The 22,091-nt window shown below is 68.9% G+C and carries 23 protein-coding genes and 1 tRNA gene; 10 read left to right on the forward strand and 14 right to left on the reverse strand.

Features of this window, described 5'->3' with window-relative positions; genetic code table 11:
- Positions 1-22 precede the first annotated feature (22 nt).
- Together ABLE88_RS07545 and ABLE88_RS07550 are read right to left on the reverse strand one after the other, a co-directional pair.
- Positions 23-796: an ABC transporter permease gene (locus ABLE88_RS07545; protein ID WP_348830822.1), complete on the reverse strand. Its 774-nt coding sequence runs from the start codon at positions 794-796 to the stop codon at positions 23-25.
- The gene (locus ABLE88_RS07550) at positions 796-1,641 is read right to left on the reverse strand and encodes an ABC transporter ATP-binding protein (protein ID WP_348830823.1); all 846 of its coding nucleotides are present in this window, start codon (positions 1,639-1,641) and stop codon (positions 796-798) included. The genes ABLE88_RS07545 and ABLE88_RS07550 overlap by 1 nt, the downstream gene beginning before the upstream one ends.
- Before the next feature lie 271 nt (positions 1,642-1,912).
- On the opposite strand from ABLE88_RS07550, the gene ABLE88_RS07555 reads away from it, so the two are divergent.
- The 3 genes from ABLE88_RS07555 (at position 1,913) to ABLE88_RS07565 (ending at position 5,998) form a co-directional block, all read left to right on the forward strand.
- Positions 1,913-3,508 (forward strand): UbiD family decarboxylase, encoded by a 1,596-nt coding sequence (locus ABLE88_RS07555; RefSeq protein WP_348830824.1) that lies wholly within the window; start codon positions 1,913-1,915, stop codon positions 3,506-3,508.
- An 84-nt stretch (positions 3,509-3,592) separates the two neighbouring features.
- On the forward strand, positions 3,593-5,179 hold the full coding sequence (locus ABLE88_RS07560; RefSeq protein ID WP_348830825.1) for a class I adenylate-forming enzyme family protein: 1,587 nt from the start codon (positions 3,593-3,595) through the stop codon (positions 5,177-5,179).
- 165 nt (positions 5,180-5,344) lie between these two features.
- A complete protein-coding gene (locus ABLE88_RS07565) occupies positions 5,345-5,998 on the forward strand; it encodes a flavin reductase family protein (protein ID WP_348830826.1) in 654 nt (217 codons plus the stop codon).
- Between the two features lie 22 nt (positions 5,999-6,020).
- On the opposite strand, the gene ABLE88_RS07570 is transcribed toward ABLE88_RS07565, so the two are convergent.
- From ABLE88_RS07570 to ABLE88_RS07580, 3 genes are read right to left on the reverse strand one after another with little or no spacing between them, the layout of a single operon-like run.
- On the reverse strand, positions 6,021-7,151 hold the full coding sequence (locus ABLE88_RS07570) for an alginate O-acetyltransferase AlgX-related protein (RefSeq protein ID WP_348830827.1): 1,131 nt from the start codon (positions 7,149-7,151) through the stop codon (positions 6,021-6,023).
- Positions 7,152-7,164: 13 nt separating this feature from the next.
- Complete coding sequence (locus ABLE88_RS07575; RefSeq protein ID WP_348830828.1) at positions 7,165-8,589, reverse strand: MBOAT family O-acyltransferase; 1,425 nt, start codon at positions 8,587-8,589, stop codon at positions 7,165-7,167.
- Between the two features lie 21 nt (positions 8,590-8,610).
- Positions 8,611-9,393 carry an NAD kinase gene (locus tag ABLE88_RS07580; RefSeq protein ID WP_348830829.1) on the reverse strand — a complete coding sequence of 261 codons (783 nt, stop codon included), beginning with the start codon at positions 9,391-9,393 and terminating at the stop codon, positions 8,611-8,613.
- 332 nt (positions 9,394-9,725) lie between these two features.
- Between ABLE88_RS07580 and ABLE88_RS07585 the strand changes: the two genes are divergently transcribed.
- Genes ABLE88_RS07585 through ABLE88_RS07600 form a run of 4 tightly spaced genes read left to right on the forward strand, consistent with a single transcriptional unit; the run spans position 9,726 to position 12,665 of the window.
- Positions 9,726-9,890, forward strand: coding sequence for a Flp family type IVb pilin (locus ABLE88_RS07585; protein WP_348830830.1), 165 nt, complete (start codon positions 9,726-9,728; stop codon positions 9,888-9,890).
- Between the two features lie 9 nt (positions 9,891-9,899).
- Positions 9,900-10,385, forward strand: a complete 486-nt coding sequence (locus ABLE88_RS07590; protein ID WP_348830831.1) for an A24 family peptidase — start codon at positions 9,900-9,902, stop codon at positions 10,383-10,385.
- A gap of 55 nt (positions 10,386-10,440) precedes the next feature.
- Complete coding sequence (locus tag ABLE88_RS07595; RefSeq protein WP_348830832.1) at positions 10,441-11,811, forward strand: leucyl aminopeptidase family protein; 1,371 nt, start codon at positions 10,441-10,443, stop codon at positions 11,809-11,811.
- The gene (locus ABLE88_RS07600; RefSeq protein ID WP_348830833.1) at positions 11,808-12,665 is read left to right on the forward strand and encodes a C40 family peptidase; all 858 of its coding nucleotides are present in this window, start codon (positions 11,808-11,810) and stop codon (positions 12,663-12,665) included. The genes ABLE88_RS07595 and ABLE88_RS07600 overlap by 4 nt, the downstream gene beginning before the upstream one ends.
- Before the next feature lie 7 nt (positions 12,666-12,672).
- Here ABLE88_RS07600 and ABLE88_RS07605 read toward each other — a convergent pair whose 3' ends face one another.
- A complete protein-coding gene (locus ABLE88_RS07605) occupies positions 12,673-14,274 on the reverse strand; it encodes a sensor domain-containing diguanylate cyclase (RefSeq protein ID WP_348830834.1) in 1,602 nt (533 codons plus the stop codon).
- Between the two features lie 141 nt (positions 14,275-14,415).
- Here ABLE88_RS07605 and ABLE88_RS07610 point away from each other — a divergent pair, with 141 nt between their 5' ends.
- On the forward strand, positions 14,416-15,126 hold the full coding sequence (locus ABLE88_RS07610; protein WP_348830835.1) for a YggS family pyridoxal phosphate-dependent enzyme: 711 nt from the start codon (positions 14,416-14,418) through the stop codon (positions 15,124-15,126).
- Positions 15,127-15,361: 235 nt separating this feature from the next.
- Positions 15,362-15,437 (forward strand) — tRNA-Glu (locus ABLE88_RS07615).
- A gap of 13 nt (positions 15,438-15,450) precedes the next feature.
- Here ABLE88_RS07615 and ABLE88_RS07620 read toward each other — a convergent pair.
- From ABLE88_RS07620 to ABLE88_RS07650, 7 genes are all read right to left on the reverse strand, one after another.
- Positions 15,451-16,548, reverse strand: a complete 1,098-nt coding sequence (locus ABLE88_RS07620) for a tyrosine-type recombinase/integrase (protein WP_348830836.1) — start codon at positions 16,546-16,548, stop codon at positions 15,451-15,453.
- Complete coding sequence (locus ABLE88_RS07625) at positions 16,538-16,786, reverse strand: helix-turn-helix transcriptional regulator (RefSeq protein ID WP_348830837.1); 249 nt, start codon at positions 16,784-16,786, stop codon at positions 16,538-16,540. The genes ABLE88_RS07620 and ABLE88_RS07625 overlap by 11 nt, the downstream gene beginning before the upstream one ends.
- Before the next feature lie 134 nt (positions 16,787-16,920).
- The gene (locus tag ABLE88_RS07630) at positions 16,921-17,139 is read right to left on the reverse strand and encodes a phage head-tail joining protein (RefSeq protein WP_348830838.1); all 219 of its coding nucleotides are present in this window, start codon (positions 17,137-17,139) and stop codon (positions 16,921-16,923) included.
- A gap of 1 nt (position 17,140) precedes the next feature.
- Positions 17,141-18,970: a prohead protease/major capsid protein fusion protein gene (locus tag ABLE88_RS07635; protein WP_348830839.1), complete on the reverse strand. Its 1,830-nt coding sequence runs from the start codon at positions 18,968-18,970 to the stop codon at positions 17,141-17,143.
- A complete protein-coding gene (locus ABLE88_RS07640) occupies positions 18,967-20,385 on the reverse strand; it encodes a phage portal protein (RefSeq protein ID WP_348830840.1) in 1,419 nt (472 codons plus the stop codon). Before ABLE88_RS07640 ends, ABLE88_RS07635 begins: the two co-directional genes overlap by 4 nt.
- Positions 20,386-20,392: 7 nt before the next feature.
- Complete coding sequence (locus ABLE88_RS07645) at positions 20,393-20,866, reverse strand: hypothetical protein (RefSeq protein WP_348830841.1); 474 nt, start codon at positions 20,864-20,866, stop codon at positions 20,393-20,395.
- A gap of 62 nt (positions 20,867-20,928) precedes the next feature.
- The gene (locus tag ABLE88_RS07650) at positions 20,929-21,366 is read right to left on the reverse strand and encodes a hypothetical protein (RefSeq protein ID WP_348830842.1); all 438 of its coding nucleotides are present in this window, start codon (positions 21,364-21,366) and stop codon (positions 20,929-20,931) included.
- A gap of 79 nt (positions 21,367-21,445) precedes the next feature.
- Here ABLE88_RS07650 and ABLE88_RS07655 point away from each other — a divergent pair, with 79 nt between their 5' ends.
- The gene (locus ABLE88_RS07655) at positions 21,446-21,688 is read left to right on the forward strand and encodes a helix-turn-helix domain-containing protein (protein WP_348830843.1); all 243 of its coding nucleotides are present in this window, start codon (positions 21,446-21,448) and stop codon (positions 21,686-21,688) included.
- Here ABLE88_RS07655 and ABLE88_RS07660 read toward each other — a convergent pair.
- Entirely contained in the window at positions 21,682-22,038 is a 357-nt protein-coding gene (locus tag ABLE88_RS07660) for a hypothetical protein (protein ID WP_348830844.1), read from the reverse strand. The genes ABLE88_RS07655 and ABLE88_RS07660 overlap by 7 nt on opposite strands.
- Positions 22,039-22,091: the final 53 nt, after the last annotated feature.

Below are 22,091 nucleotides of genomic sequence, written 5' to 3' on the forward strand. Positions count from 1 at the left end.
TGGTTTTGCTTGAAGCATGGCCCTAGGTCAGGCCCTCGTCGCGCCACCGAAGCAGACGATTTGAGGTGGCGACGAATGCGCGGTCGATGCTGAAGGCGAGGACCATCAGCACGATGAGCGGCATGATCATGCCGGTGGTGTCGAAGGCCCCGGCGGCGCTGTCGATCATGTAGCCGATGCCGGCGCGGGCGGAGATGAACTCGCCGACGATGGCGCCGATGATGGCGAAGGAGATCGACACCCTGAGCGCCGAGAAGATCCACGGCACGCAATTGGGCAGCAGCACCTTGAAGAACACCTGGAAGCGCTTGGCGTGGATCACCCGCATCATGTTGATCAGCTGCGGGTCGGCCGCCTTGATGCCCTCATAGGTGTTGAGCATGATCGGCACCACCACGAGGGAGAAGGCGAGCAGGAATTTCGAGGCGAAGCCGATGCCCACGAACATCACGATGAGCGGAGCGAGCGCGACGCGCGGCAGGCTGTTCATGGCGATCACGAACGGCTCCAGCGCCGCCCCGAGCACCCGGCTCACCCCCAGCACGAGGCCGAGCATGATGCCCACCACCGCGCCGGCGGCGAGGCCCGCGAGCGCCTCCTGCATGGTGATGTAGGTGTGGTAGGTGATCTCGTTCTCCTTCAGGGATTCCCAGAAGGCGGTGGCGATCAAGGACGGGCTGGAGGTCCAGAAGACGGGAATGAGGCCGTAGCGGGCCGACAGCTCCCAGCCGCCGATGATGACGATCAGCAGCACCACCTTGACGATGGTCACCTGACGCGCGGTGTCCTGATCCATCAGGCCCTCCCCTGCATGGCCTTGAGCGCCTCGCCGCGCAGATCCTCCCAGATGGCGTCGTGCAGCTCGGTGAAGCGCGCCATGTGGCGCACCTGGTCGAGGGTGCGCGGGCGCGGGATGCCCACCTCGTACTCGGCGAGGATGCGGCCGGGCCGCGAGCTCATCACCAGCACCCGGTCGGCCAGCGCGATGGCCTCGGCCAGATCGTGGGTGATGAAGAGCACGCTCTTCCTGTGCTCCTCCCAGTATTTGAGGAACATCTCCTGGATCAGCAGCTTGGTCTGCGCGTCGAGGGCGCCGAACGGCTCGTCCATGAGGATGAGGCGCGGATTGTCGACCAGCGTGCGGGCGAGCGAGACGCGCTGGCGCATGCCGCCGGAAATCTCGCGCGGGAAATGGTCCTCGAAGCCGTCGAGCCCCATCACCCCCAGCATCTCGCGGGCGCGCTGCTCGCGCTCGGCCTTGCCGACACCCTTCACCTCGAGGCTGATGACGGTGTTCTGAAGCACGTTGCGCCAGGGCAGCAGCGCGTGCTGCTGGAACACGTAGCCGATGGGCGCGCCCTCGGCGCCCGGCGGGGTCCCGAACACCTCCACGGAACCGCTCTGCACCGGCGTGAGGCCGGCGATGAAGTTCAGAAGGGTGCTCTTGCCGCAGCCGGAGGGACCGACGATGGAGACGAACTCGGCCTCCTTGAGGGCCAGGTCCACATGATCGAGGATCTGCAGCTGGCGCTTCTGCCGATCCATCAGGCGAAAGCTCAGCCCGGCGATCCGGACCGCGTCCTGCGCGTCCGGTCCGCCGGTGCCGGCGACGACCTGAAGCCCCATTCGCACCGCTGCCATCCTTGCCTTCCCATTGGTAAATTATATTTATCGCATACCTATACCTAAATCTAGCTTAGGTCCAGCCGAGGCCTCAATGCGTTTCATGCTGTCTAGGATGGCCAGAGTGGCGCCTTGACACACCAAATTACCTGGATTGCACTTTATCTCATTGGACCATGAAGAAATTTCAATCCCCGCGCGCGACCAGAAGCGTTCACTAGAGTCGTAAAGCCGCGCTACGAGTACGCGTAAATACGCGCTAAATTACCAAAACAGCCAGGAGCCGCTCATGACCATCGCCCACAAGCCGTCCGGCGAGGACGGCAACTTCCAGAACCACCCCAATCGGCACCTGCTGGACCTGCGCGCCACCCTCGCGTGGCTCGAGCAGCAGGGCGACCTCGTGGTCACCGACAAAGAGGTCAATCCGGACCTCGAGCTGACCGGCCTCCAGAAGCTCATGGACGGCGCCTGCCCGGTGCTCTTCAACAACGTGAAGGGCAAGCCCAACCACCGCCTGCTCACCAACCTGTTCGGCGACATCAACGCCGTGAACAAGATGTTCGGCTGGGCCTCCGACAAGGAGCGCACCCGAAAGCTCGCTCATGCCCTCTCCCACCCGCTGCCGCCGGTGGAGATCGCCCAGGCCGACGCCCCCTGCCAGGAGGTGGTGATCGAGAATCCCGACGACGTGAACCCGTTCCTCGTGCCCATCCGCCACACCGACCTCGAGAGCGAGATGACCATCGGCTCGGGCATCCGCTGCGTCACCGGCGCGGCGTTCGGCGGCGGCACGGACCTCGGCTACAACCGCATGAATTTTCGCTGGGGCAATGTGGGCACGTTCCAGATCTCGCCCGGCTCGCACATGTGGCAGGTGGTCAGCGAGGCCTACCGCAAGCATGAGCGCGTGCCGCTCACCTTCTGCTTCGGCGTGCCCGCCGCCTGCACCCTGCTCGCCGGCGCCGCGTTCGACTATGTGATCCTGCCCTATGGCTGCGACGAGATCGGCGTCGCCGGCGCGGCGCAGGGCTTCCCGGTGCGTCTCGTGAAGGCCCGCACGGTGGATGCCTATGCGCTCGCCGACGCCGAGATCGTCATCGAGGGCTACATCGACCCGCGCGACAAGCGCTTCGAGACCGCCGAGGCGGAGGCCGACCAGACCCAGGGCCGCCACCACTTCCACCCGGAATGGGCCGGCTACATGGGCAAGGCCTACCGCGCCCCCACCTTCCATGTGACCGGCATCACCACCCGCAAGCCGGAGTCGAAGCCGATCGTCTTCGCGCTGGGCGCCCATACGCTGGACGAGCACAACATCGACACCTCGATCCGTGAAGCAGCCATGTTCGAGCTGTGCAATCGCATGCAGCCGGGCATCGTGCAGGACGTGAACATCCCCTACTGCATGACCGACTGGGGCGGCGTGATCATCCAGGTGAAGAAGCGCAACCGCATCGAGGAGGGCTGGCAGCGCAACTTCCTCTCGGCGCTGCTCTCCACCTCCCAAGGCATGCGGGTGGCCATCGCGGTCAGCGAGGACACCAACATCTACTCCATGGACGAGATCATGTGGTGCATCACCACCCGGGTGAACCCGCGCACCGACATCCTCAACCCCACCCCCGGCGGACGCGGCCAGACCTTCATGCCGGCCGAGCGCATGACCGCGGGCGACAAGGAATGGACCGCCACCAACACCTCCTACGAGGGCGGCATGGGCATCGATGCCACCGTGCCCTACGGCTACGAGGAGGACTTCCTGCGTCCGCAGTATCCGGTGAGCAAGGTGAAGCTCGAGGACTTCCTCTCGCGCGACCAGATCACCAAGGTCCAGGGCCGCATGCACGGCTGGACCGAGCTGCTCGCCAAGACCGGCCACTGAGGCATCGGACGGGGGCCGGCCGCAGAGCCCGGCCCCCGTCCGAGGATCGCGCGTAGAACGAGACATCGGATGGGGGAGGTTCCAATGCACGACATCTTCAGCGGTCACCAGCTGGACATCCCCTTCGCGAGCGTGCCCGAGCTCTTGGCGCGCTACCGCGACCGCGACCCGGACAAGGTCGCCATCGTCGATCTCGACCAGGACACGCAGATCACCTTCGGCGCGCTCGCCGAGCTCGCGGACCGGATCGGCGCCCGTCTGGTGGAGGCCGGCGTCGGCACCGGCGACAAGGTGCTCCTGCTCTCCGACGAATGCCTGGAGAAGCTTGTCCTGTGGCTGGGCATCTGGCGCATCGGCGCCGTGGTGTGCCCGCTGAACATCGAGCTCAACAATGCCTATATCGGCGACTTCGCCGCGCTGCTGAAGCCCAAGGCGGTGCTCTATCAGAACGGCCTCGATTACGGCGCCATCGTCGGCGACGGCCCGACCCTCCGCTTCGGCGCGTGGCGCAAGGACGGCGCCGCCGATCCGGGCGACGAATTCTTCGCCAGCCTGCCCCCACGCGCCGACCCGGCGAAGCTGCCCGCAGGCTACGGTCCCACCGACATGGCCGGCATCTTCTGCACGTCCGGCACCACCGACCGGCCGAAGGCGGTGGTCTACGACCACGCCGCCTATTGGCTGAGCGGTCTGTCCACCCTCGACATGCTCGGCCTCACCGAGGACGACAGGACGCTGGAATACCGCTCCTTCGGCTGGAACTCGGCCCAGGTGCTGAGCCTCATGCCGTTCCTTCAGAAGGGCACCACGCTCCACATCGCCAAGCGCTTCTCCCACTCGCGCTTCTTCGAGTGGATCCAGAAATACGGCATCACCTTCTCGGCCGGCGTGCCCACCGTGCTCAACATGCTGCTGAACAAGCCGCTCGGCTACACGGCGGACGACATCCCCACCTTGCGCCTCATGACCTGCTCCACCGCGCCGCTGAGCGCGGAGCAGTGGCGCAAGTTCGAGGCCATGTACGGCATCACCCTGCTGCAGCTCTACGGCATGTCGGAAGCCGGCTGGATCTGCGGCAACCGCCATTACAAGGCCAAGCTCGGCACGGTGGGCCTGCCCGCCAGGCACCAGGAGTTCGCCATCGTCGATCCGGAGGGCAAAGAATGCCCGCCCGGCGTCGAGGGCGAGGTGACCATCGGCGGCCCGCAGACCGCGCTCGGCACCCTGCGCGAGGACGGCACCATCGAGCCGGTGCGCGGCCTCAGGATCAAGACCGGCGACCTGGCGGTGCGCGACGCCGAAGGCTTCATCACCGTCACCGGGCGCACCAAGGACCTCATCATCCGCGGCGGCATGAACATCGCGCCCGTGGAGATCGACAACATCCTCATGGCGAGCGACCTGGTGCTGGAAGGCGCGGCGCTCGGCGTGCCGGACCCGATCTACGGCGAGGAGGTGGTGTGCGTGGTGGTCCCCAAGACCCCCGAGGTCACCGGCGAGGACATCGCCGCCTACCTGCGCGCCCGCCTGCCCATGCCGAAGGTGCCGAAGAAGATCTACCTCGCCGAGGCCCTGCCCAAGAGCGACCGCGGCAAGGTGCTGCGCGACAAGCTCCGCGAGATGCTGCCCAGCCTCACCGAGGCCGTCGCGGCAAATCTCAAGGCATCGTGAAGTCCGAGCGCGGCGCCGGGACACTGCGTTCGTCGCAGCGAGCGGCGATAAACCGAGCAAAGTGATTCAAATCGCCCGGATCGCGCTCTAGGATCGGCCGACCGATCTGCGGCGGGCGACGCATGCCGCCCCGCGGCAACCTCCCCCGCGCCGAGGCCCCTCCCCATGTTCTACGAGCCCGCCAAGAACGATCACGGCCTGCCCCACTCGCCGCTGAAGGCGATCGTCGCGCCGCGGCCGATCGGCTGGATCTCCAGCCTCTCGCGCGAGGGGGTCGCGAACCTTGCGCCCTATTCCTTCTTCAACATGATCGCCGACGATCCGGCGCTGGTGATGTTCTCCTCCACCTCCCGCAAGCATTCGGTGGCCAACATCGAGGCCACCGGCGAGTTCGTATGCTCGCTCGCCGTGGCCGGCCTGATCGACGAGGTGAACGTGTCCTCGGCGGCCGTGCCGCACGATGTGAGCGAATTTGACCTCGCAGGCCTTGCCAAGGCGCCTTCGCGCCTCGTGAAGCCGCCGCGCGTCGCCGCCGCGCCGGCGGCGCTCGAATGCGTTTATGTGGACACGATCCAGCTTAAGGGCCGCGACGGCCGGCCGGCCGACCAATACATGGTCATCGGCGAGGTGATCGGCGTCTATATGGACGACGCGGCGATCGTCGACGGGCGCTTCGACGCCGCCCGCGCGCAGTCGCTCGCGCGCTGCGGCTACCTCGATTACTCTGCCATCGAGCACCTGATGGAGCGCGATCGCCCGACCCGCGCCAGCCTGCCCGGCATGGTGGACGCGCTCAGGGCGAAGCGCGCGGCGGAGTGAGCGCGAGCGGGCCGGAGGCGCATCACTGCGCGCCGGGCGGGCCTCCACAGGGCAGGAATCGCTCGGTGGGCGCGTAGATCAGGATGTCCGGCTTGAAGCGCCGGATCGCGTCCATGTCGAAGCGGCACAGGCGGTGGTGCATCCACAGAAAGGCGGAGGCGCGGGCGGCAAGGTAGCCGTCCCAGAAATACTGGGTGAAGCTGTCGCCTATCACCATGATCCGCGGGCCGTCATGGCCGGTCTCGAACGCGTGCGAGACGAACGGGTCCTGGCCCTTCGTGCTCTCGCCGGTATCGCGTGAGGAACTCTCCCTCACCATGTCGGTGATCGGCTTGAGGCCGTCCGTCGCCGCGGCGTAAGGCGACTTCGGCGGATAGAGGACGTCCGGCGTGTCGGACTTGGTCACGCCCTTCATGCGCAGGAGGTCGCCCTGGAGGCGCGGCCGGGGGGTACCGATGGCGTCAGCCTCCGCGATCTCCAGGTCCGGCCGGCCCACTGCCGCCATCGCCGCGTTGAAGCCGATCAGCGCACCGCGCTGGTTCCAATGCGTATCGAGGATGTAGTAGACCGGCCCGCCCGCCTTGCCGGCCTCGAGCAGTGGGCGCAAGTCCACGAACGGGATGCCGCGCTTCGTCAGCGCCTCGGCGATGAGGTCGTATTCGGTGGGCGTGCGCTTGTGATGGCGGGCATAGCCCGGCAGCAGGTCGAAGTTCGCGGTGTGGCCGTTGGGCGGGACCATGAAGAGGAAGCGGCCGCCCAGGGCGCGCATCTCGGCGTCGAGGCGCGCGGCCACATCCGCCACCATCTCCACCTTCTGCGGCCGCACCAATTGGCCGATGGACTGCTCCAGCGCCTGTTGCTCGTTGAGGAACAGCGCGCCGCCCTCGCCGGTGATCACCCGGTCGCTGCCGCTGCCGCCGATCCACTTCTCGTAGGTGCCATGGGCGGCGAGCACCGCGCCGCGGAAGCCGAAGACGTTGTTGATGTAGGGATCGAGCCGCTCGGTCGCCCGGGTCCACCAATGCGCCTCGGGGGCGATTACCGTGCGCATGGGCGCCGGCAAATCGGGCGTCAGGAAGCCGATGGTCGGCAGCGTCAGCACGGCGAAGAAAACGATCGCCCAGTAGCGCCGGAGAGCCATCAGGAGCGGCATGGCACGGACCTCCCTAGAACCGGAAATAGAGGAAGGGGCTATAGGCGGCCGCTCCCACCGAGATCACGCACAGCACGAACAGCACCGCCATCAGCGCCGTGTCGGCGGCGCCGTAGATGGCGAGGCGCAGCTGCTCGGGCAGGCGCCGGCCACCCGGCCGCGGCCAGCCGAACATGGCGAGCGGCCAGCCGAGGATCATGACCACGATGGTGCTCATCTGCAGCGTGGTGACCACGCCAGCCGAAATCTTGCCCGCCCCGTTCAATCCGACGAGACCCGCAAACAGGCCGCCGGCGCGCGGCAGGTCGTCGGCGCGGAACCAGACCCAGCCGGTCAGCACCACCAGCAGCATATAGGCATGGGAGACGATCCGCGGCGCCTGGGCGAGAATCGCGCCGAAGCGGGTGCGCTCCAGCACCAGGAAGGTGCCGTGGTGGATGCCCCAGATCACGAAGTTCCAGCTCGCCCCGTGCCACAGGCCGCACAAAAGGAAGACGGTCCACAGATTCACGGCCGTGCGCAGGTGGCCGCGCCGGTTACCGCCGAGCGGGATGTAGAGATAGTCGCGGAACCAGCTCGACAGGCTCATGTGCCAGCGGCGCCAGAAGTCGGTGATGGACAGCGAGCCGTAGGGCAGATTGAAGTTGCGCGGGAACTTCAGGCCCATGGCGAGCGCAAGGCCGATGGCCATGTTGGAATAGCCGCCGAAGTCGAAATAGATCTGCAGCGCATAGGCGAGGAGGCCGAGCCACGCCTCGAACAGGTTGGGCGCCATCCCGGTCTGGGAATCGAACACGGCCGCGACCACGGGGGCCACCTCGTCGGCGATCAGCACCTTCCAGCTGAGGCCGATGACGAAGATGCGCAGGCCGGCCGAGACGCGGCCGAGCGTCGTGCGCCGGGCGGCGATGCGCCGGTTGATGGTGGAGTAGCGCACGATCGGTCCCGCCACCAGCTGCGGGAACATGGTGATGTAGACCGCGATCTCTTCGAAGCGGGCGTTGGCGCGCACCCGGCGGCGGTAGACGTCGACCAGGTAGGAGATGGCGTGGAAGGTGAAGAAGGAGATGCCGAGCGGCAGATCCAGGTGCACCACGGGCAGCGCAAGGCCCGCCGGCGCAAGCAGCAGGTTGAGGTTCTGCGCCAGGAAGCCGGCATATTTGAAGACGATGAGGCCCGCGAGATTGAACGCCACCGCAAGGCCTAGCGCCCTCAGGCGCCAGCGTTCCGAGCGCGCGTCGATCATCAGCGCCAGGAGATAGTTGGCGACGATCGAGACCGCCAGCACGGCGACATTGCCGAGCCCGCCCCAGGCATAGAAGACCAGCGAGAAGACGAGCAGGATGAAGTTCCGCACGCGTGTGCCCCGCGCGAGGAAGTAGCACAGCAAGAATGCAGGCAGGAAATAATAGAGGAAGGTGACTGACGAGAAGACCATGTCGTTCCGGGAAGCTCGCTGCTAATAAACGAACTGCTCACGCAGGATACGCTCTTCGAGGCCGTGATCGGGATCGAACAGCATGTCCACCGAGGAATTGCGGTCGAGCCGCGCGGAGACGGCGATGATGTCGCGCACCTCCTGGTGATCCGCAACCGCGCTCACCTGGCGCTTCTCCGCCTCGAGCACGGCGATGTCGATGCGGGCATGATCGGGCACCAGCGCGCCGCGCCAGCGCCGCGGCCGGAAGGGCGAGATGGGCGTGAGCGCCAGAAGCGGCGTGCCCAGGGGCAGGATAGGGCCGTGGGCGGAGAGGTTGTAGGCGGTCGAGCCCGCCGGCGTGGCGACGATGATGCCGTCGCAGATCAGCTCTTCGAGCCGCACCCGACCGTCGATGGAGACGCGCAGCTTCGCCGCCTGGTAGGTCTGGCGCAGCAGCGAGACCTCATTGAACGCGGGGGCCCGGTGGCGACCGCCGGCGGCGTCCACCGCCTCCATGATCAAAGGATGGATCTTCACCCGGCTCGCCTTGGCAAGGCGCCCGCGCAGCCCGTCTTCGCGGTAGGTGTTGAGAAGGAAGCCGACGGTGCCGCGGTTCATGCCGTAGATCGGCACGTCGCGGTCGCGGAAGCGGTGCAGCACCTGGAGCATGAGGCCGTCGCCGCCGAGCGCGACGATCACGTCCGCCTCGTCCTGGTCCACGGCGCCGTACTGCTCGGACAGCTTGAGGCGGGCGATCTCCGCCTCCGGCGTCGCGCTCGCCACGAAGGCGATCTTCTCGAACGGGCAAAGCGTGTCGGGCATGAACGATCCGATGGGCGGGTCTCGGCCGCCTGGCGCGGCACCGGATCGCGGACCGGCGGTCCCCTTCTAGTGCCAATCGCGGCGCGCAACAAGCGAGCGGCCGGCCGGGCGCAAGGCGGGCCGGAGCCGGCACCGGAACTCGGGCCCGGGCGGCAGGACTGCCCGGACGGCAGGGCTGCCCGGGCGGCAAGACGGACCGTTAACCCTTACCGCAGAGCCCAGCTTGTGGACGGTATTTTGGTAGAACCGCTTTACTTCCCCGCAACGGGCGCACCCTAGCGTTGCCCCGTCGCGGCGATCCCGTCGCGATCCCGACAACCGGATCAGACCCAATGAAGCTTCTCCTCACCCGCTTCATTCGGGAGGAGCACGGCTCGACCGCCCTGGAATACGGGCTGATCGCCGCCGGCCTCTCCATCGCCATCGTCACCGTGCTAGCGCAGGTGGCGAGCACGTTGTCGCGGCTGAAGGCGACCGCCGCCATCGCCGGCAACTAGGGCGCGCTTGTGTCGGCCTCCGTGCTCCAGGAAATCATCCTCCTCGGCCTCTATCCGGCCGTCCTGTGCGCGGCCATCGGCACCGACATTGCCCGCCGGGTGATCCCGAACCTCCTGGTGGCGGCGCTGGTGGCGGGGTTCGCCGCCATGGTGCTGGTCTCCCCCATGCCCGACCTGTCCCTGCGCCTGCTGGTGGCGGGCGCGGTGACGGCGCTCGGCTTCTCGCTCTTCGCCCAGGACCTCGTCGGCGCGGGCGATGCCAAGTTCGCCGGCGCCCTCGTGCTGTGGCTCGACCCGTTGCAGCTGCCGCTGTTCGCGCTGCTCGCGGGGCTCATCGGCGGCGCGCTGTCGCTCGGCTTCGCCATGCGGCTCCAGCGCCACGCGGCGGGCGTGCCCGGCGCCCCGGCCATGGAGACGAGCCTGCCCTATGCGGTGGCGCTCGCCGGCGCGGGGCTGCTGCTCCATCCCTATTCCAGCCTGATGCTCGGCGCCTGAGGCGCTTCTCCAACGGCGCGCCGGCATGCTACCCCGCAAGGCGAGGAGCAATGACATGCGTGAAGTGATCGTGAGCGCGCCGGCCGAGAGCCGGCCCATCTGGTGCGTCACCAAGACGGGCTTTGCCGAAGCCTCCCTGCCCGAGCCGGCGCGGCGGTTCGCGCGGAGCGCCGGCTTCGAGGCCGCCGCCGGCAAGCACCTGCTGGTGCCGGACGCCGACGGGACGCTGGCCGGGGTGCTGTTCGGCCTGGCCGAGGGCGGCGACCCGTTCGCGCTCGGCGTCCTGCCCGCGATCCTGCCCGCCGGCACCTACCGGCTCGAAGGCGCGCTCGAGAACCCGCGCCTTGCGGCGCTCGGCTTCGCGCTCGGCGCCTACCGCTTCACGCGCTATCGCAAGGCAACGGAGCGGGGCGTGCGCCTCGCCCTCCCGCCGGGCGTGGACGCCGACGGCCTGTCGCGCACCATCGCCGCGGTGGAGCTGGTGCGCGACCTCGTCAACACCCCTGCCAACGACCTCGGCCCGGCCGAGATCGAGGCCGCCGCGCGGGCGCTCGCCGCCGCGCACGGCGCGCGGGTGCGGGTGATCCGGGGCGAGGAGCTTTTGGCGCAGAACTTGCCCATGATCCACGCGGTGGGGCGGGCCTCGGCTTCGGCCCCGCGCCTGATCGAGCTCACCGCGGGCGAGGCGGGCCTGCCCAAGGTGACCCTGGTGGGCAAGGGCGTGGCCTTCGACACCGGCGGGCTCGACATCAAGCCCTCCTCGGCCATGCTGCTGATGAAGAAGGACATGGGCGGGGCGGCCTGCGCCCTGGGGCTCGCCCACCTGCTGCTGGCCCGCCGCGCCAGGGTGCGCCTCAAGGTGCTGATCCCGGCGGTCGAGAATTCCATCTCCGGCTCAGCCTTCCGGCCGGGCGACGTGCTGGCGAGCCGCAAGGGGCTGACGGTGGAGATCGGCAACACCGACGCCGAGGGCCGGCTGGTGCTCGCCGATGCGCTCACCCTCGCCTGCGAGGAGGAGCCCGACCTGCTGATCGACTTCGCCACCCTCACCGGCGCCGCGCGGGTGGCGCTCGGCCCGCAGCTGCCGGCCGCCTTCACCCATGACGAGGCGCTCGCCGCCGACCTCGCGCGCCATGCCCAGGCCGAGGCCGATCCCTTGTGGCGCCTGCCTTTGTGGAAGCCCTACGCCGCCATGCTCGACTCGAAGGTGGCGGACACCAGCAACGTCTCGTCCGGGGGGCTCGCGGGCGCCATCACCGCCGCCTTGTTCCTGGAGAAGTTCGCCGCCCCCGCCGGTTCCTGGCTGCACCTCGATCTGTTCGCCTGGAACCCCTCCACCCGGCCGGGCCGGCCCGAGGGCGGCGAGGCGCAGACCATCCGCGCCCTGGACACCCTGATCGCCGAGCGCTACGGCGCGACGAGATGAGCCCGCCGCGCTTTCCCCCCGGCCTCGACCCGCGCATCACGGCCGCGCGCCCGGACCTCGCCTGGGAGGGGTTGCGCGGGCAGGTTCCGGCGCCGCGCTACGTGGAGGGGGAGCTGCGGCGCGTGGCGGCGCCCACGGCGCCGCTGCGGCGCCAGCCGGCGGCCGACGCCCCGCTCGACACCGAGGCGCTCCACGGCGAGGCGGTGCGCGTGCTGGAGGCGGACGCCGAAGGCTGGTCCTGGGTGCAGCTGCTCGCCGACGGCTATGTGGGCTACATGCCCTCGCAGGCGCTGCTTCCGCTCGAGCCGGCGCCGACCCACAAGGTGACGGCCCTGCGCACCTTCCTGTTTCCGGGGCCCGACATCAAGCTGCCGCCCCTCGGCGCGCTGCCGTTCGGCAGCCGCGTCACCGTCACCGGCGAGCGCGGCCGCTTCCTGTCCACCGGCGACGGCTTCCTGTTCGCCGGGCACCTCGCCGGCCTGGACCAGAGCGAGAGCGAGCCGGTCGCGGTGGCGGCCCGCTTCCTCGGCACCCCCTATCTGTGGGGCGGGCGCTCCAGCCTCGGCCTCGACTGCTCCGGCCTGGTGCAGACCGCGCTCGAGGCCTGCGGCATCGCCGCCCCGCGCGACAGCGACATGCAGGAGGCGGCGCTGGGGGCGCCGGTCGCGCCCGAGGGCCCGTTCCGGCGCGGCGACCTCCTGTTCTGGCCCGGCCACGTGGCGTTCGTCGAGGCGCCGGACACCCTGCTCCACGCCAACGCCTTCCACATGGCGGTGGCGCGCGAGCCGCTCGGCCCGGCGCTGGCGCGCATCGCCGCCGCCGGCGCCGCGCTGCGCGCGGTGCGGCGCCTGTGAGGCGGGCTCAGCCGCCGGCCGCCACCACGCAATTGCGGCCGCGCCGCTTGGCCTCGTAAAGGGCAGCGTCGGCGCTCGCCACCAGCGCGTCGGGACCGCTGCCATTGGGTATCACGCTGGCGACGCCGAGGCTGATGGTGAGGCGCCGCGCCGCCGACTGGCGGTTCTCGATCCCGAGCGCCGCGACCATGGCCCGCACCTCCTCGGCCAAAGCGATGCCGTGCTCCACCTCCACCCCGGGGAGGAGGATCACGAACTCCTCGCCGCCGTAGCGGCCGACGAAATAGCCCGAGCCGGTCACCGCGGCGGCGAAGGTGCGGGCCACCGCCCGCAGCGCATCGTCTCCGGCGAGGTGTCCGTAGGTGTCGTTGAACGCCTTGAAGCTGTCCACGTCCGCCATCACCAAGGTGAGCGGCGCGCCCGCCTCGCGCGCCGCCACCCAGTCCTGGGAGAACTGCACGTCGAAGGTGCGCCGGTTGGCGAGCTCGGTGAGGCCGTCGGTGCGCGCCAGCGCCGTGAGCCTGTCATTGAGGCCGCGCAGCTCCCGGTTGCGCTCCGAGAGGCGACGCGCCATCTGGTCGACCGCCTCCACCAGCGGCTCGAACTCGGTGACGCCCACGTCGTCGACGGTCTCGGCCTCCTCCTGGCCCACCGCCTTGACCGCGCGGGTGAGCCGCTCGATGGGGGCGATGATGAGCCGCTCGGCGGCGAACCAGGCGAGCGCCAGGAAGCAGGCCAGCGCCACCAGATGGGCGACCGCGGTGGCGAGGATCTTCTGGTCGACGGGCTTGACTATGCGGTCGGCGTCGACGCCCACCGCGATGTGCACGTTGGTGCCCTCGAAGCGCATGAAGGCGAAGATGCGGTCGCGCCCGTCATAGCCCGGCAGGCGCACCACCCCCTCCTCGTCCGCCGCCACGGCGCGGGTGAGCGGATGATCCGGAAAGCGCCGGCCGACGAGGTCGGGGCCGATCGGGTAGCGCGCGATCACCGCCCCGTCGCTGCCGATCACGTTCACCACCGTGCCGGAGCCCGCCGCGGCGCGGGCGGCGATGCGCGAGAACCACTGCAGGTCGATGCTCGCCATGCCCACCGCCACCGGCTCGCCCGTCGCGTCGCGCTCGGCGCGCGCCAGGAACAGCGCGTTGCGGCCGGTGAGGCGGGAGATGGTGAGCTCGCTCATCACCATGTCCTGGGAGGCGAGCGCCGCCGTCATCCAGCGCCGGTCGGAAATGTTCACGCCGACGGCGGCCGGCGTGCTGGCGCACGCCACCCGCCCGTCCGGCAAAGCGATCTCGAGGCCCTGGATGCCGACCACCTCCTGCACCAGGGCGGCAAGGTGCGCGCTGCAGGCCGCCGGGTTGGCGAGCAGCATCGTGCTCTGGCGCGAGACCACGTCGAGCACCGCCTTGGCCGAGGCGAGGCCCTCCTGCTGGGCGAGGGCCGCGCGCTGCGCCAAGTCGCGCACCGTGTCCTCGGCGGCGGCGATCTGGTTCTGGCGGTCGGTGAGCAGCGACAGGATGCGCTCGGCCGAGAGCGGCACGGCGGCGAGGCAGATGAGCGCAAGGATGCGCAGGCGAATGCTCGTGCGGCGTTCGTGCGTTGCCAAAGCGGCGCGCTGCCTTCCCCCGCCCATCGACCGGACCGCCTCCCCGCCCGCGGCGCTTCGGCGCGGACCGAATCCTTCTAACCCCTTCTTGATCCATTGGGGAGATCGGTCCATCACGCCGTGGTGCAGGAGAGGACGGCCATGACGGACCCCGGTAGTGACGCCCACGCACCGCTTGCGGCGACCAGCGCCGCGCGGCTCGAAGCGGTGCGCCGGCAGATCGCCGACGCCTGCCGCCTCGCCGGGCGCGACCCGGCGCAGGTGTGCCTGGTGGCGGTCTCCAAGACCTTCCCCGCCGGCGACATCGCCCCGGTGCTCGCGGCGGGCCAGCGCGTGTTCGGCGAGAACCGGGTGCAGGAGGCGCGGGCCAAGTGGCCGCAGCTGCGCGCGGACCACCCGGACGTGCGGGTTCACCTCATCGGTCCGTTGCAGTCCAACAAGGCGCGCGAGGCGGTGGAGACGTTCGACGCCATCCACACCGTGGACCGCCCCAAGATCGCCGCCGCGCTGGCCGAGGAGATGGCGCGCCTCGGCCGGCGGCCGCAGCTGTTCGTGCAGGTGAACACCGGCGCCGAGCCGCAGAAGGCCGGGGTTCTGCCGGAGGCGGCGGACGCCTTCCTCGCCCGCTGCCGGGACGACTTCGCCCTGGAGATTTCCGGCCTCATGTGCATCCCCCCCGTCGACGCGGTGGCGGCGCCGCACTTCGCCCTGCTCGCCGAGATCGCGGCGCGCAACGGCCTCGCGGGGCTCTCCATGGGCATGAGCGCGGATTTCGAGGCCGCCATCCTCCAGGGTGCGACCCATGTGCGGATCGGCAGCGCCATCTTCGGCCACCGCCCCTCCCCGGCCTGACCTGCGGCCGGCAGCGCGCCCGCCGGCGGGGCGCCCCTGAGGCCGCCGGGCAGGCGCCAGCCGCCGAGGCGCCGGCGCATGGCGGCTTCGGAGGGCGGCGACCCGGGAGCATGGGGCGCCGGGGCAAGGTGGCCCTGCCCGCGGCGGAGCAAGTGGGGGAAATCACGCGCTCCACGCAGGCGCAAGGCTTGAAGTCGCCCCCATTCGCCGCTATGAAGACCGCCTTCCGCGAGATGCTCCCATCGTCTAGCGGTCTAGGACGTCGCCCTCTCACGGCGAAAACAGGGGTTCGATTCCCCTTGGGAGCGCCACCCGCGAAGCTAATCATTTGATTTTCCCTCGTTCTGAGAGGGTTTCCCCAAACTTTTCCGGTTTGGTTTGGGGCTTATTGTTCTCCCTTTGACCTTGAAGCTTCTCGAAGGCGCTGCTCGCGAGCCGCACCTGATCGGCCGCGCGCGTGTAGCGCTCGGCCTCGGCCAGGGTGGAATGGCCGAGCACCGCCATGATCTCGTGCGCCGTGCACCCCGCCTCGGCGAGCCGGCGCCCCGCCGCCTTGCGCAGACCATGGGGCTGGCACTCAAGCGGCAGGCCCGCCGCTCGGATCGCGTCGCGCATCCACTGGCTGAAGCCGTCGACCGTGAAGGGCTTGCCGAACTCGGTGTTGAGGATGGTCACATGCTCCCTCGGTGCCACGTCCAGCACCGCGCGAAGGTGCGCATGAACGGGAATGCGCAGCTTGCAGCCGGTCTTCTGTTGCACCACGTCGACGAACTCGCGGGAGATGTCCGCCCACGTCATGCGGTGCACGTCGGAGCGTCGCTGCCCGGTGTAGAGCATGAGGGCGAAGCCGAGCCGCTGCTTGGTGCCCACTGGCCACCGCTTCTCGAAGGTCGCAATCTCCCCCTCTTTCCAGGCCGAAATCTCCTTCGTCTTCGGCCGCTTTATGCCGAGCGTAGGATCGTGCCGCAGCCACCCGAGAACGATGGCGTGCCGCACGAGGATGCGCAGCTTCTTCAGGGTGTCGAGCGCGGCGCCCGGCTTTTCCGCGAGTGGGTCAAGGATCTTCATGACGCGGTCGCGCGTGAGGCCGGCAACGGTGCGCTTGCCGTGGGCAAGGCGGATCGCCTCAAGGCGCGATACATAGCCCGCGCGCGACGTCGCCCTCAGGCTGCGGAATGCAGTGCTGTGCATGTAGGAGATGATCAACGCCTCGAAGGTCCCCGGCTTGGCTGGCTGGCGCTTCTGGCGCATGCCGGGCACTGGCTCGCCAGCAAGGCACGCGGCATAGGCGATGTTGAAAGCCTCGGAGCCGATCTGGTCCGGCAGCTTGGTGCGTGGTCCCTTCCCGCGCCGGAAATAGACCCGCAGAAGGCCGCACCGATCCCGCCAGGTCTCCACATAGGGCGGCGTGCTACGCGGCATCGATGTCGTCCCACGTCTCATCGTCGGTCGGCCCCTCGTCGGGCAGGCCGTCGAATGCGCGGTCGAGCGCACGCACGTCCCACACCTTGCGGGCGTCGATGCGCTTCGGCGGCGGCATCCGATGGTCGTTCACCATCTCGTCGAACTTGGTCGGCGAGACGCCCACATAGGCCGCCGCTTCCACGCGGCAGATGCCGCGCGGCGAAAGATTGGGGGGCAGGGTCCGCGTCTTCGCCATGGCCGTTGTCCAACCTTCAAATCTATGCGGCTTCGTTCGCCTTGGCCCCGATATGCAACTCGGCGTGGGAAGGGAGGCGAACTTGTCGTTGTTGGGCCAGCCGCCGGCCCTCAAGGATGCCCACGCCGAATTCGTCAAACGCCCTTGGAAGAGTGGATGAGCACCGTGCGAACCGGTGCCCGTGTGAGAGCGGCAAGGCGCCGCTCCAGATCGGTGATCACGCGGCCCAGCTCATCGAGCGAGCCGTATTCGTGCGCGCGGCCGTCCGAGTACTGCACCTTGCGGACGCCGCGCGCCCGCGCCGCGCGAAGCTCGGCGAGCTGTGCTTCGAGGGTGGCGGCGTCCTCTGCCATGTCAGTTCCCCGGGTTGCGGTACCAGCCGCGCCAGTCGATGAAGGCGCACCCGAAGTCGAGCCGGATGCGGGTCTCGATGCCGTCCACGTCGAAGCCGGCGCGGCTCTCCAGCTGGGGGCCGGGCTCGCTGGCGAGATGGGCGTAGATCAGGCCGTCGACCAGGGGGTCGACGACGTACCAGGCATTGCCGGCGAGGCGCGGCTCGACGTGCACCGCCAGGGCGCCGACGAAGGGGTTCACCTCGCTCGGCTCGATCGGCGTGGTGGCCGCCGTGATCAGCTGCGCCTCGGTCTCCTTCGCCGGACCGACCACGAGGGCCTTGGGCACCACGCTGATGAGCTGGCCGGCGTCGTCCGTCTGCCCGCGCATGGTGAAGCGGGCAGTGCCGAGGCTGGTCACGTCGATGGCCGCTCCGGCGCCCGCCAGGTTGTGGTGGTCGGCGTGGAAGAGGGTCTTCCCGTCCGCCATCGTCGGGCCGGCGCCGGCCGCCTTCACCAGCAGCTTCGCGAGCTGGGCCGCCTCGAAGCGGGCGGCAGCGTCGCCGAACTTGCGGGGCACGTCGGAGAGCGCCCCGGTGTCGTCGTTCACGAGCGCCTGGCGCGTGATGCCGAACACCTTGCCGAAGGTCTCCAGGCTGACGGATTCGCCCGCCTCGCCGAAGGTGCCGCGCTTGAACTCCCCGGCCTCGTTCACCTTCTCCAGGTCGGAGATGCCCGAGGTGCGCAGGAACGTGCGCTTGCGGAAGTCCGGCAGCGTCACCTGCCGTGCCACCGGCTTCAGGCCGGAGGCAGCGGCGCGGTAGGCGGTCGCCAGCACGCGGCCCTGGGTATCGGCGAGCGCGAGCACGAAGTCCGAGGTCGAATGCAGCGCGCGCGTCACCACCTCGGCGGCGCCGAGGCCGGTCACGGACACGCCGCGCGCCCGCAGGCAGTCGCGGGCGATCTCCGGGATGGAGAGGCCCACATAGGCGCGCGCCGCCTCGGAAGGCGTATGCCCCGGCGTGGCGCGGGTATAGAGCGCCTCGCCGATGGCCGCCGCCCGCAGGGCCGGGTCGGTGTGGTCGACGCCGATGCTGATGGTGGTGGTGCGCAGTTGCCCGGCCGGGGCCGAGCGCGAGCGCAGGGCCTCGAAAGCGGCGGCGCGGGCCGCGTCGGTGGTGGCGGCGGCGTCGATCTGACCGTCGATCCACGCTTGATCCAGTCCCGCAACGGCGGCGATGGAGCGGATCTCCGCATTGACGGCGGCCCGTTCCGCGGACGCCGTGGGGGTGGGGGCCGCCGCGGCGGGCGGGGTCGCGGCCGCCGGGTCGGCGGTCGCAGGGGTGGGGGCCGTCATGGTCTCACCTCGAATGGTGGCCTGGCGGTCGGCGGGAATGGGGACGATGGAGAGTTCGACGGGGGTCCAGCGGGTCGCGGTCTTCACGCGCCGTCCGCCTTCCGTGCTCTCGCTCCACGCGTTAACGACGTAGCCGACGGACACCCCGCGCAGGTGGCCGTCGAGGATGTCCTGAATGATGGGCTCAACATCCCCCCGCCGGGACAACTTGATGACGGCGCGGGCCTCTCGGTTCCCGCCGACCGTCCAAGCCTTTTGGACGGAGCCCAGCACGTCGGTCAGGTCGCCCCGGCGGTGGCTGTTCAGGACCGGGGCGCCGATGAAGGCCGTCCAGTCCTGAGCAAGGTTGAGGCGCTCGGCATAGGCGCCGCGCGCGTCGAAGCGCTCCACCTCGGCGCCGGTGGAGAACGTCACCTCAAGGGTGCGCTCTTCGGCATTCCAGCTCGTGGCCGCGAGCGGCGCCCGGCGGGTGACGATGTCGGCAGGCGCGTTCATGCGGCAGTCTCCGGCTCGGGGTCCACCTCGGCCGAGGGGGCCGCCTGGAAGGTCAGGCCGAGGGCTGCGGCGCGGGCATTGTCGGCGGCGATCTCGGCGTCGAGCGCCTCAAGGTCGTAGCCGCGCGCCGCCACCGCCTGCCGGCGGCTCATGAGGCCGGCGCCGATGGCGGCAATCTCGGCCTGGCTGTCCTTCGCCGGGTCCACCCACTCCTGGCGCGGGGTGATCCAGCGGGCGGCGAGATAGGGCTCGGGGTCGCGCTCGAAGCCCGGCGCCGGGAGGCGGCCCGAAAGCACCTCTGCGGTGACGAACCGGCGCCAGACCGGGCGGCAGATCTGATAGACGAGCACGTTGTGCTGGAGCGCCTCGACACGGCGGCGGAAGGCCACCAGGCCGGCGCGGATCGACGAATAATTGGTGCCGGAGAGGTCGCCGGTGAGCGTCTCGTAGGGGACGCCGAGGCCGGCCGCGATCTCGCGCGCGGTGATCTTGAGGAACTCGATCACCTCGGCGCCGACGCTCGCGGGGTCGGAAAAGCGGATGTCCTGCCCCGGATGCAGCACCTTCAGCGCGCCGGGCTCCATGCCGCCTTCGAGGTTGCCGGAGCTGTCCGGCTGCCCACCGAAGCCCGCCGGCTCGGCGTTGGGGTCGATGATGAAGCCGGTCAGCAGCGCCGCCACCTTCTGGCGCACGAGCTGGGCATCGGAGGCCGCGTCATAGTCCGCGAGGCGCAACAGCACCGGCGCGAACCACGAGAGCCCGCGCACCTGGCCGGGCACGTCCATGCGGAAGACGTGTTGCACGTCGGCGGCGGGGACGCGCACCGTCTCGAAGCTGGTGCCCAGCGGCAGGCCCGGCCGCTCGCGGAACACGTGGTAGGCCAGCCGGCGGCCCGCCGCGTCGAACTCGATGCCGGCGATGATGCGCACCCCGTTCGCCAGCTCGCGGTGCAGCGAGGCGTCGACCTGCTCGGCGTCGATCAGGCGGACCTGCAGCGCGCCGCGCGCGTCGTACGTCAGCGCGCCGAACGCCTCGCCGTCCACCACCAGGCGGCGGGCCGCGAGCGCCTGCATGGCGTAGAAGTCGCCGAGCCCCTCGGCGTCGGCGTCGTCCGTCCAGCGCTCGAAGGCGGCGTTGAGGCGCGTGCGCGTGGTCTCGTCGGGGTGGGTGGACTGCGGCTTGATGCCGGTGCCCACGAGGGCCGACACCCACGCCTCGGCGCCGGAGGCCGCCAGCGGGTTGTTCGCCACCAAAGCGCGGGCACGCTTGCCCACCGGGCCGCGCGCCGCGAGCTGGGCGGCGAGCTGGTTGGGCATGTCGTTGAAGCCGCGCCAGCGCCGGCCGCCCCCGGCGCCGTCATAGGAGCGGCGGGCGGGCGCCAGCGCGCTTAGGATGCGGGCGAAGAGGCGCGCCATGGTGGCCTCAGAGCGTGTCCAGGCGCTGGAGCACGCGCGCCTGCAAGTCGGAGAAGTCGAGCCCGAAAAAGGCGGTCCCGACGCCGCCGGGATATTGGTTGGTGCCGCCGAACGTGGTCACATTGGCGAAGCTCTCCGGATTGCCGCGCACCGGCTGGCAAACCGCGAAGAGGTGCCCGCCCTCGGGGCGGCGGAAGTCGAAGGGTATGAGGTCATCAAACCGCTTCGAGCTGGCAAAGTAGGCCGACTCCTCCAGGCCGATGCCCATGCCGGACACCTCGCCGAGGATCGCCCAGCGCATAATGTCGCTCCAGCCCATCATGCGCTTGCGCTCCATGATGATCGGCTCGGCGTTCTCGAACGGCAGCGCCACGCGCGCACGGATGACACGCTGGCGGGACTGCTCGACCCCCGTGAGGATGGACTGCTCGCGCGGATCGAAGAACCGGCAAGCGATGAGGTGATTGGGGAGCGTGTCCATGGGCTTCCAACTTCCATATCTGCTACGTTCAGTAACAGATATCGCAGCGTTCATTGAAGCCGTCAAGGCTGACCCATCGTCGGCGCGTACCTTTCGGCCTGCACTTCCCCATCGGCCCACCCGAGGGCCGGCTCTTCGTCGGCGTCGGGCTCGATGCCGTCATGCTCTTCTTCGAGGTCGGCGCCGTGGTGGGTGTCGCCCTGCGCCCAATGCTCTTGGGAGGCATTGCCGAGGGGCGCGTACCAGCCCCAGCCGGGCGTCTTCAGGCCGCGCGGCCAGGAATAGGCGATGCCGCTGGGCTCAAGCGCCGCGAGGCTCGGTTCATCGTCGGCGCCGGGCTCCTCGTCCGTGTCCGGCTCAAGGTCCGGATCGCCCTCCAGTTCATCGAGCATGGCGATCATGGCCTCGATGGTCGCCTCGATGCGTTCGCGCAAGCGCGATTGATCGACCATCACGAACTCACGGACATGCCTTTCCCGTTCGCGGACATGGGTGCCCATGCGCGTGCTCCTGTGATATAAGCCGAAATCAGGCGAGATTGCCGATTTGAAGTATACCTAAAACAGGCAACATTGCAAGATGTCGCTCACACCAGCGCAATGCCGGGCAGCTCGGGCCCTGATTGATTGGTCTAGGGAAGATCTATCTCGCCATGCAGGTGTGGCGGTCCGAACGATATCGGACTTCGAAGCCGGCCGCCGAGACCCTATTAACGCGACGATGACCTCAATGCGGTCGGCACTTGAAGCCGCCGGAGTCGAATTCATCCCTGAAAATGGTGGCGGATCAGGAGTTAGATTTAAGAGAAAATCCGATCACTGATCGTTATTGTTGTGATTTTTTCCAAGAAGCGGCGCAATTTCAAATGCCGCATCTGTTATGTCAAATAACGCAAATGCCGCCATAAGAATGCAACCAATTGCGAACGAATTAACTGCGCAAGTTGCAAAATCCGTTGCTGGCATGAGCGGCTTTGCGACGACTACCACCAGAGATATCAACAGGAGATATATAAGAAAAAAAGAAGCGTCTTTAACATCTTTTCGAGTTTCTTTGAGGCTGTCTTTGCCAAAATTTGCCTCCAAACGATGCAGAGATACAAATAAATTTGCCGAGGAGGCAAGTGTAATAGTGACTAGAACGCCCATAAAATTCAAGAACTCATGATTCACGAAATTCCTTAGAAATTCATTGCGATCACTAAGAAGGCTAGGCGCCTGAACTG

Source organism: Xanthobacter luteus (assembly GCF_040049235.1).
Lineage (GTDB): Bacteria > Pseudomonadota > Alphaproteobacteria > Rhizobiales > Xanthobacteraceae > Xanthobacter.

Bases quoted from the DNA above. Each gene is read 5' to 3' on its own strand.
- ABLE88_RS07545 (WP_348830822.1), bottom strand. From the start codon at position 796: ATGGATCAGGACACCGCGCGTCAGGTGACCATCGTCAAGGTGGTGCTG.
- ABLE88_RS07550 (WP_348830823.1), bottom strand. From the start codon at position 1,641: ATGGCAGCGGTGCGAATGGGGCTTCAGGTCGTCGCCGGCACCGGCGGA.
- ABLE88_RS07555 (WP_348830824.1), top strand. From the start codon at position 1,913: ATGACCATCGCCCACAAGCCGTCCGGCGAGGACGGCAACTTCCAGAAC.
- ABLE88_RS07560 (WP_348830825.1), top strand. From the start codon at position 3,593: ATGCACGACATCTTCAGCGGTCACCAGCTGGACATCCCCTTCGCGAGC.
- ABLE88_RS07565 (WP_348830826.1), top strand. From the start codon at position 5,345: ATGTTCTACGAGCCCGCCAAGAACGATCACGGCCTGCCCCACTCGCCG.
- ABLE88_RS07570 (WP_348830827.1), bottom strand. From the start codon at position 7,151: ATGCCGCTCCTGATGGCTCTCCGGCGCTACTGGGCGATCGTTTTCTTC.
- ABLE88_RS07575 (WP_348830828.1), bottom strand. From the start codon at position 8,589: ATGGTCTTCTCGTCAGTCACCTTCCTCTATTATTTCCTGCCTGCATTC.
- ABLE88_RS07580 (WP_348830829.1), bottom strand. From the start codon at position 9,393: ATGCCCGACACGCTTTGCCCGTTCGAGAAGATCGCCTTCGTGGCGAGC.
- ABLE88_RS07585 (WP_348830830.1), top strand. From the start codon at position 9,726: ATGAAGCTTCTCCTCACCCGCTTCATTCGGGAGGAGCACGGCTCGACC.
- ABLE88_RS07595 (WP_348830832.1), top strand. From the start codon at position 10,441: ATGCGTGAAGTGATCGTGAGCGCGCCGGCCGAGAGCCGGCCCATCTGG.
- ABLE88_RS07600 (WP_348830833.1), top strand. From the start codon at position 11,808: ATGAGCCCGCCGCGCTTTCCCCCCGGCCTCGACCCGCGCATCACGGCC.
- ABLE88_RS07610 (WP_348830835.1), top strand. From the start codon at position 14,416: ATGACGGACCCCGGTAGTGACGCCCACGCACCGCTTGCGGCGACCAGC.
- ABLE88_RS07620 (WP_348830836.1), bottom strand. From the start codon at position 16,548: ATGCCGCGTAGCACGCCGCCCTATGTGGAGACCTGGCGGGATCGGTGC.
- ABLE88_RS07625 (WP_348830837.1), bottom strand. From the start codon at position 16,786: ATGGCGAAGACGCGGACCCTGCCCCCCAATCTTTCGCCGCGCGGCATC.
- ABLE88_RS07630 (WP_348830838.1), bottom strand. From the start codon at position 17,139: ATGGCAGAGGACGCCGCCACCCTCGAAGCACAGCTCGCCGAGCTTCGC.
- ABLE88_RS07635 (WP_348830839.1), bottom strand. From the start codon at position 18,970: ATGAACGCGCCTGCCGACATCGTCACCCGCCGGGCGCCGCTCGCGGCC.
- ABLE88_RS07640 (WP_348830840.1), bottom strand. From the start codon at position 20,385: ATGGCGCGCCTCTTCGCCCGCATCCTAAGCGCGCTGGCGCCCGCCCGC.
- ABLE88_RS07645 (WP_348830841.1), bottom strand. From the start codon at position 20,866: ATGGACACGCTCCCCAATCACCTCATCGCTTGCCGGTTCTTCGATCCG.
- ABLE88_RS07650 (WP_348830842.1), bottom strand. From the start codon at position 21,366: ATGGGCACCCATGTCCGCGAACGGGAAAGGCATGTCCGTGAGTTCGTG.
- ABLE88_RS07655 (WP_348830843.1), top strand. From the start codon at position 21,446: ATGTCGCTCACACCAGCGCAATGCCGGGCAGCTCGGGCCCTGATTGAT.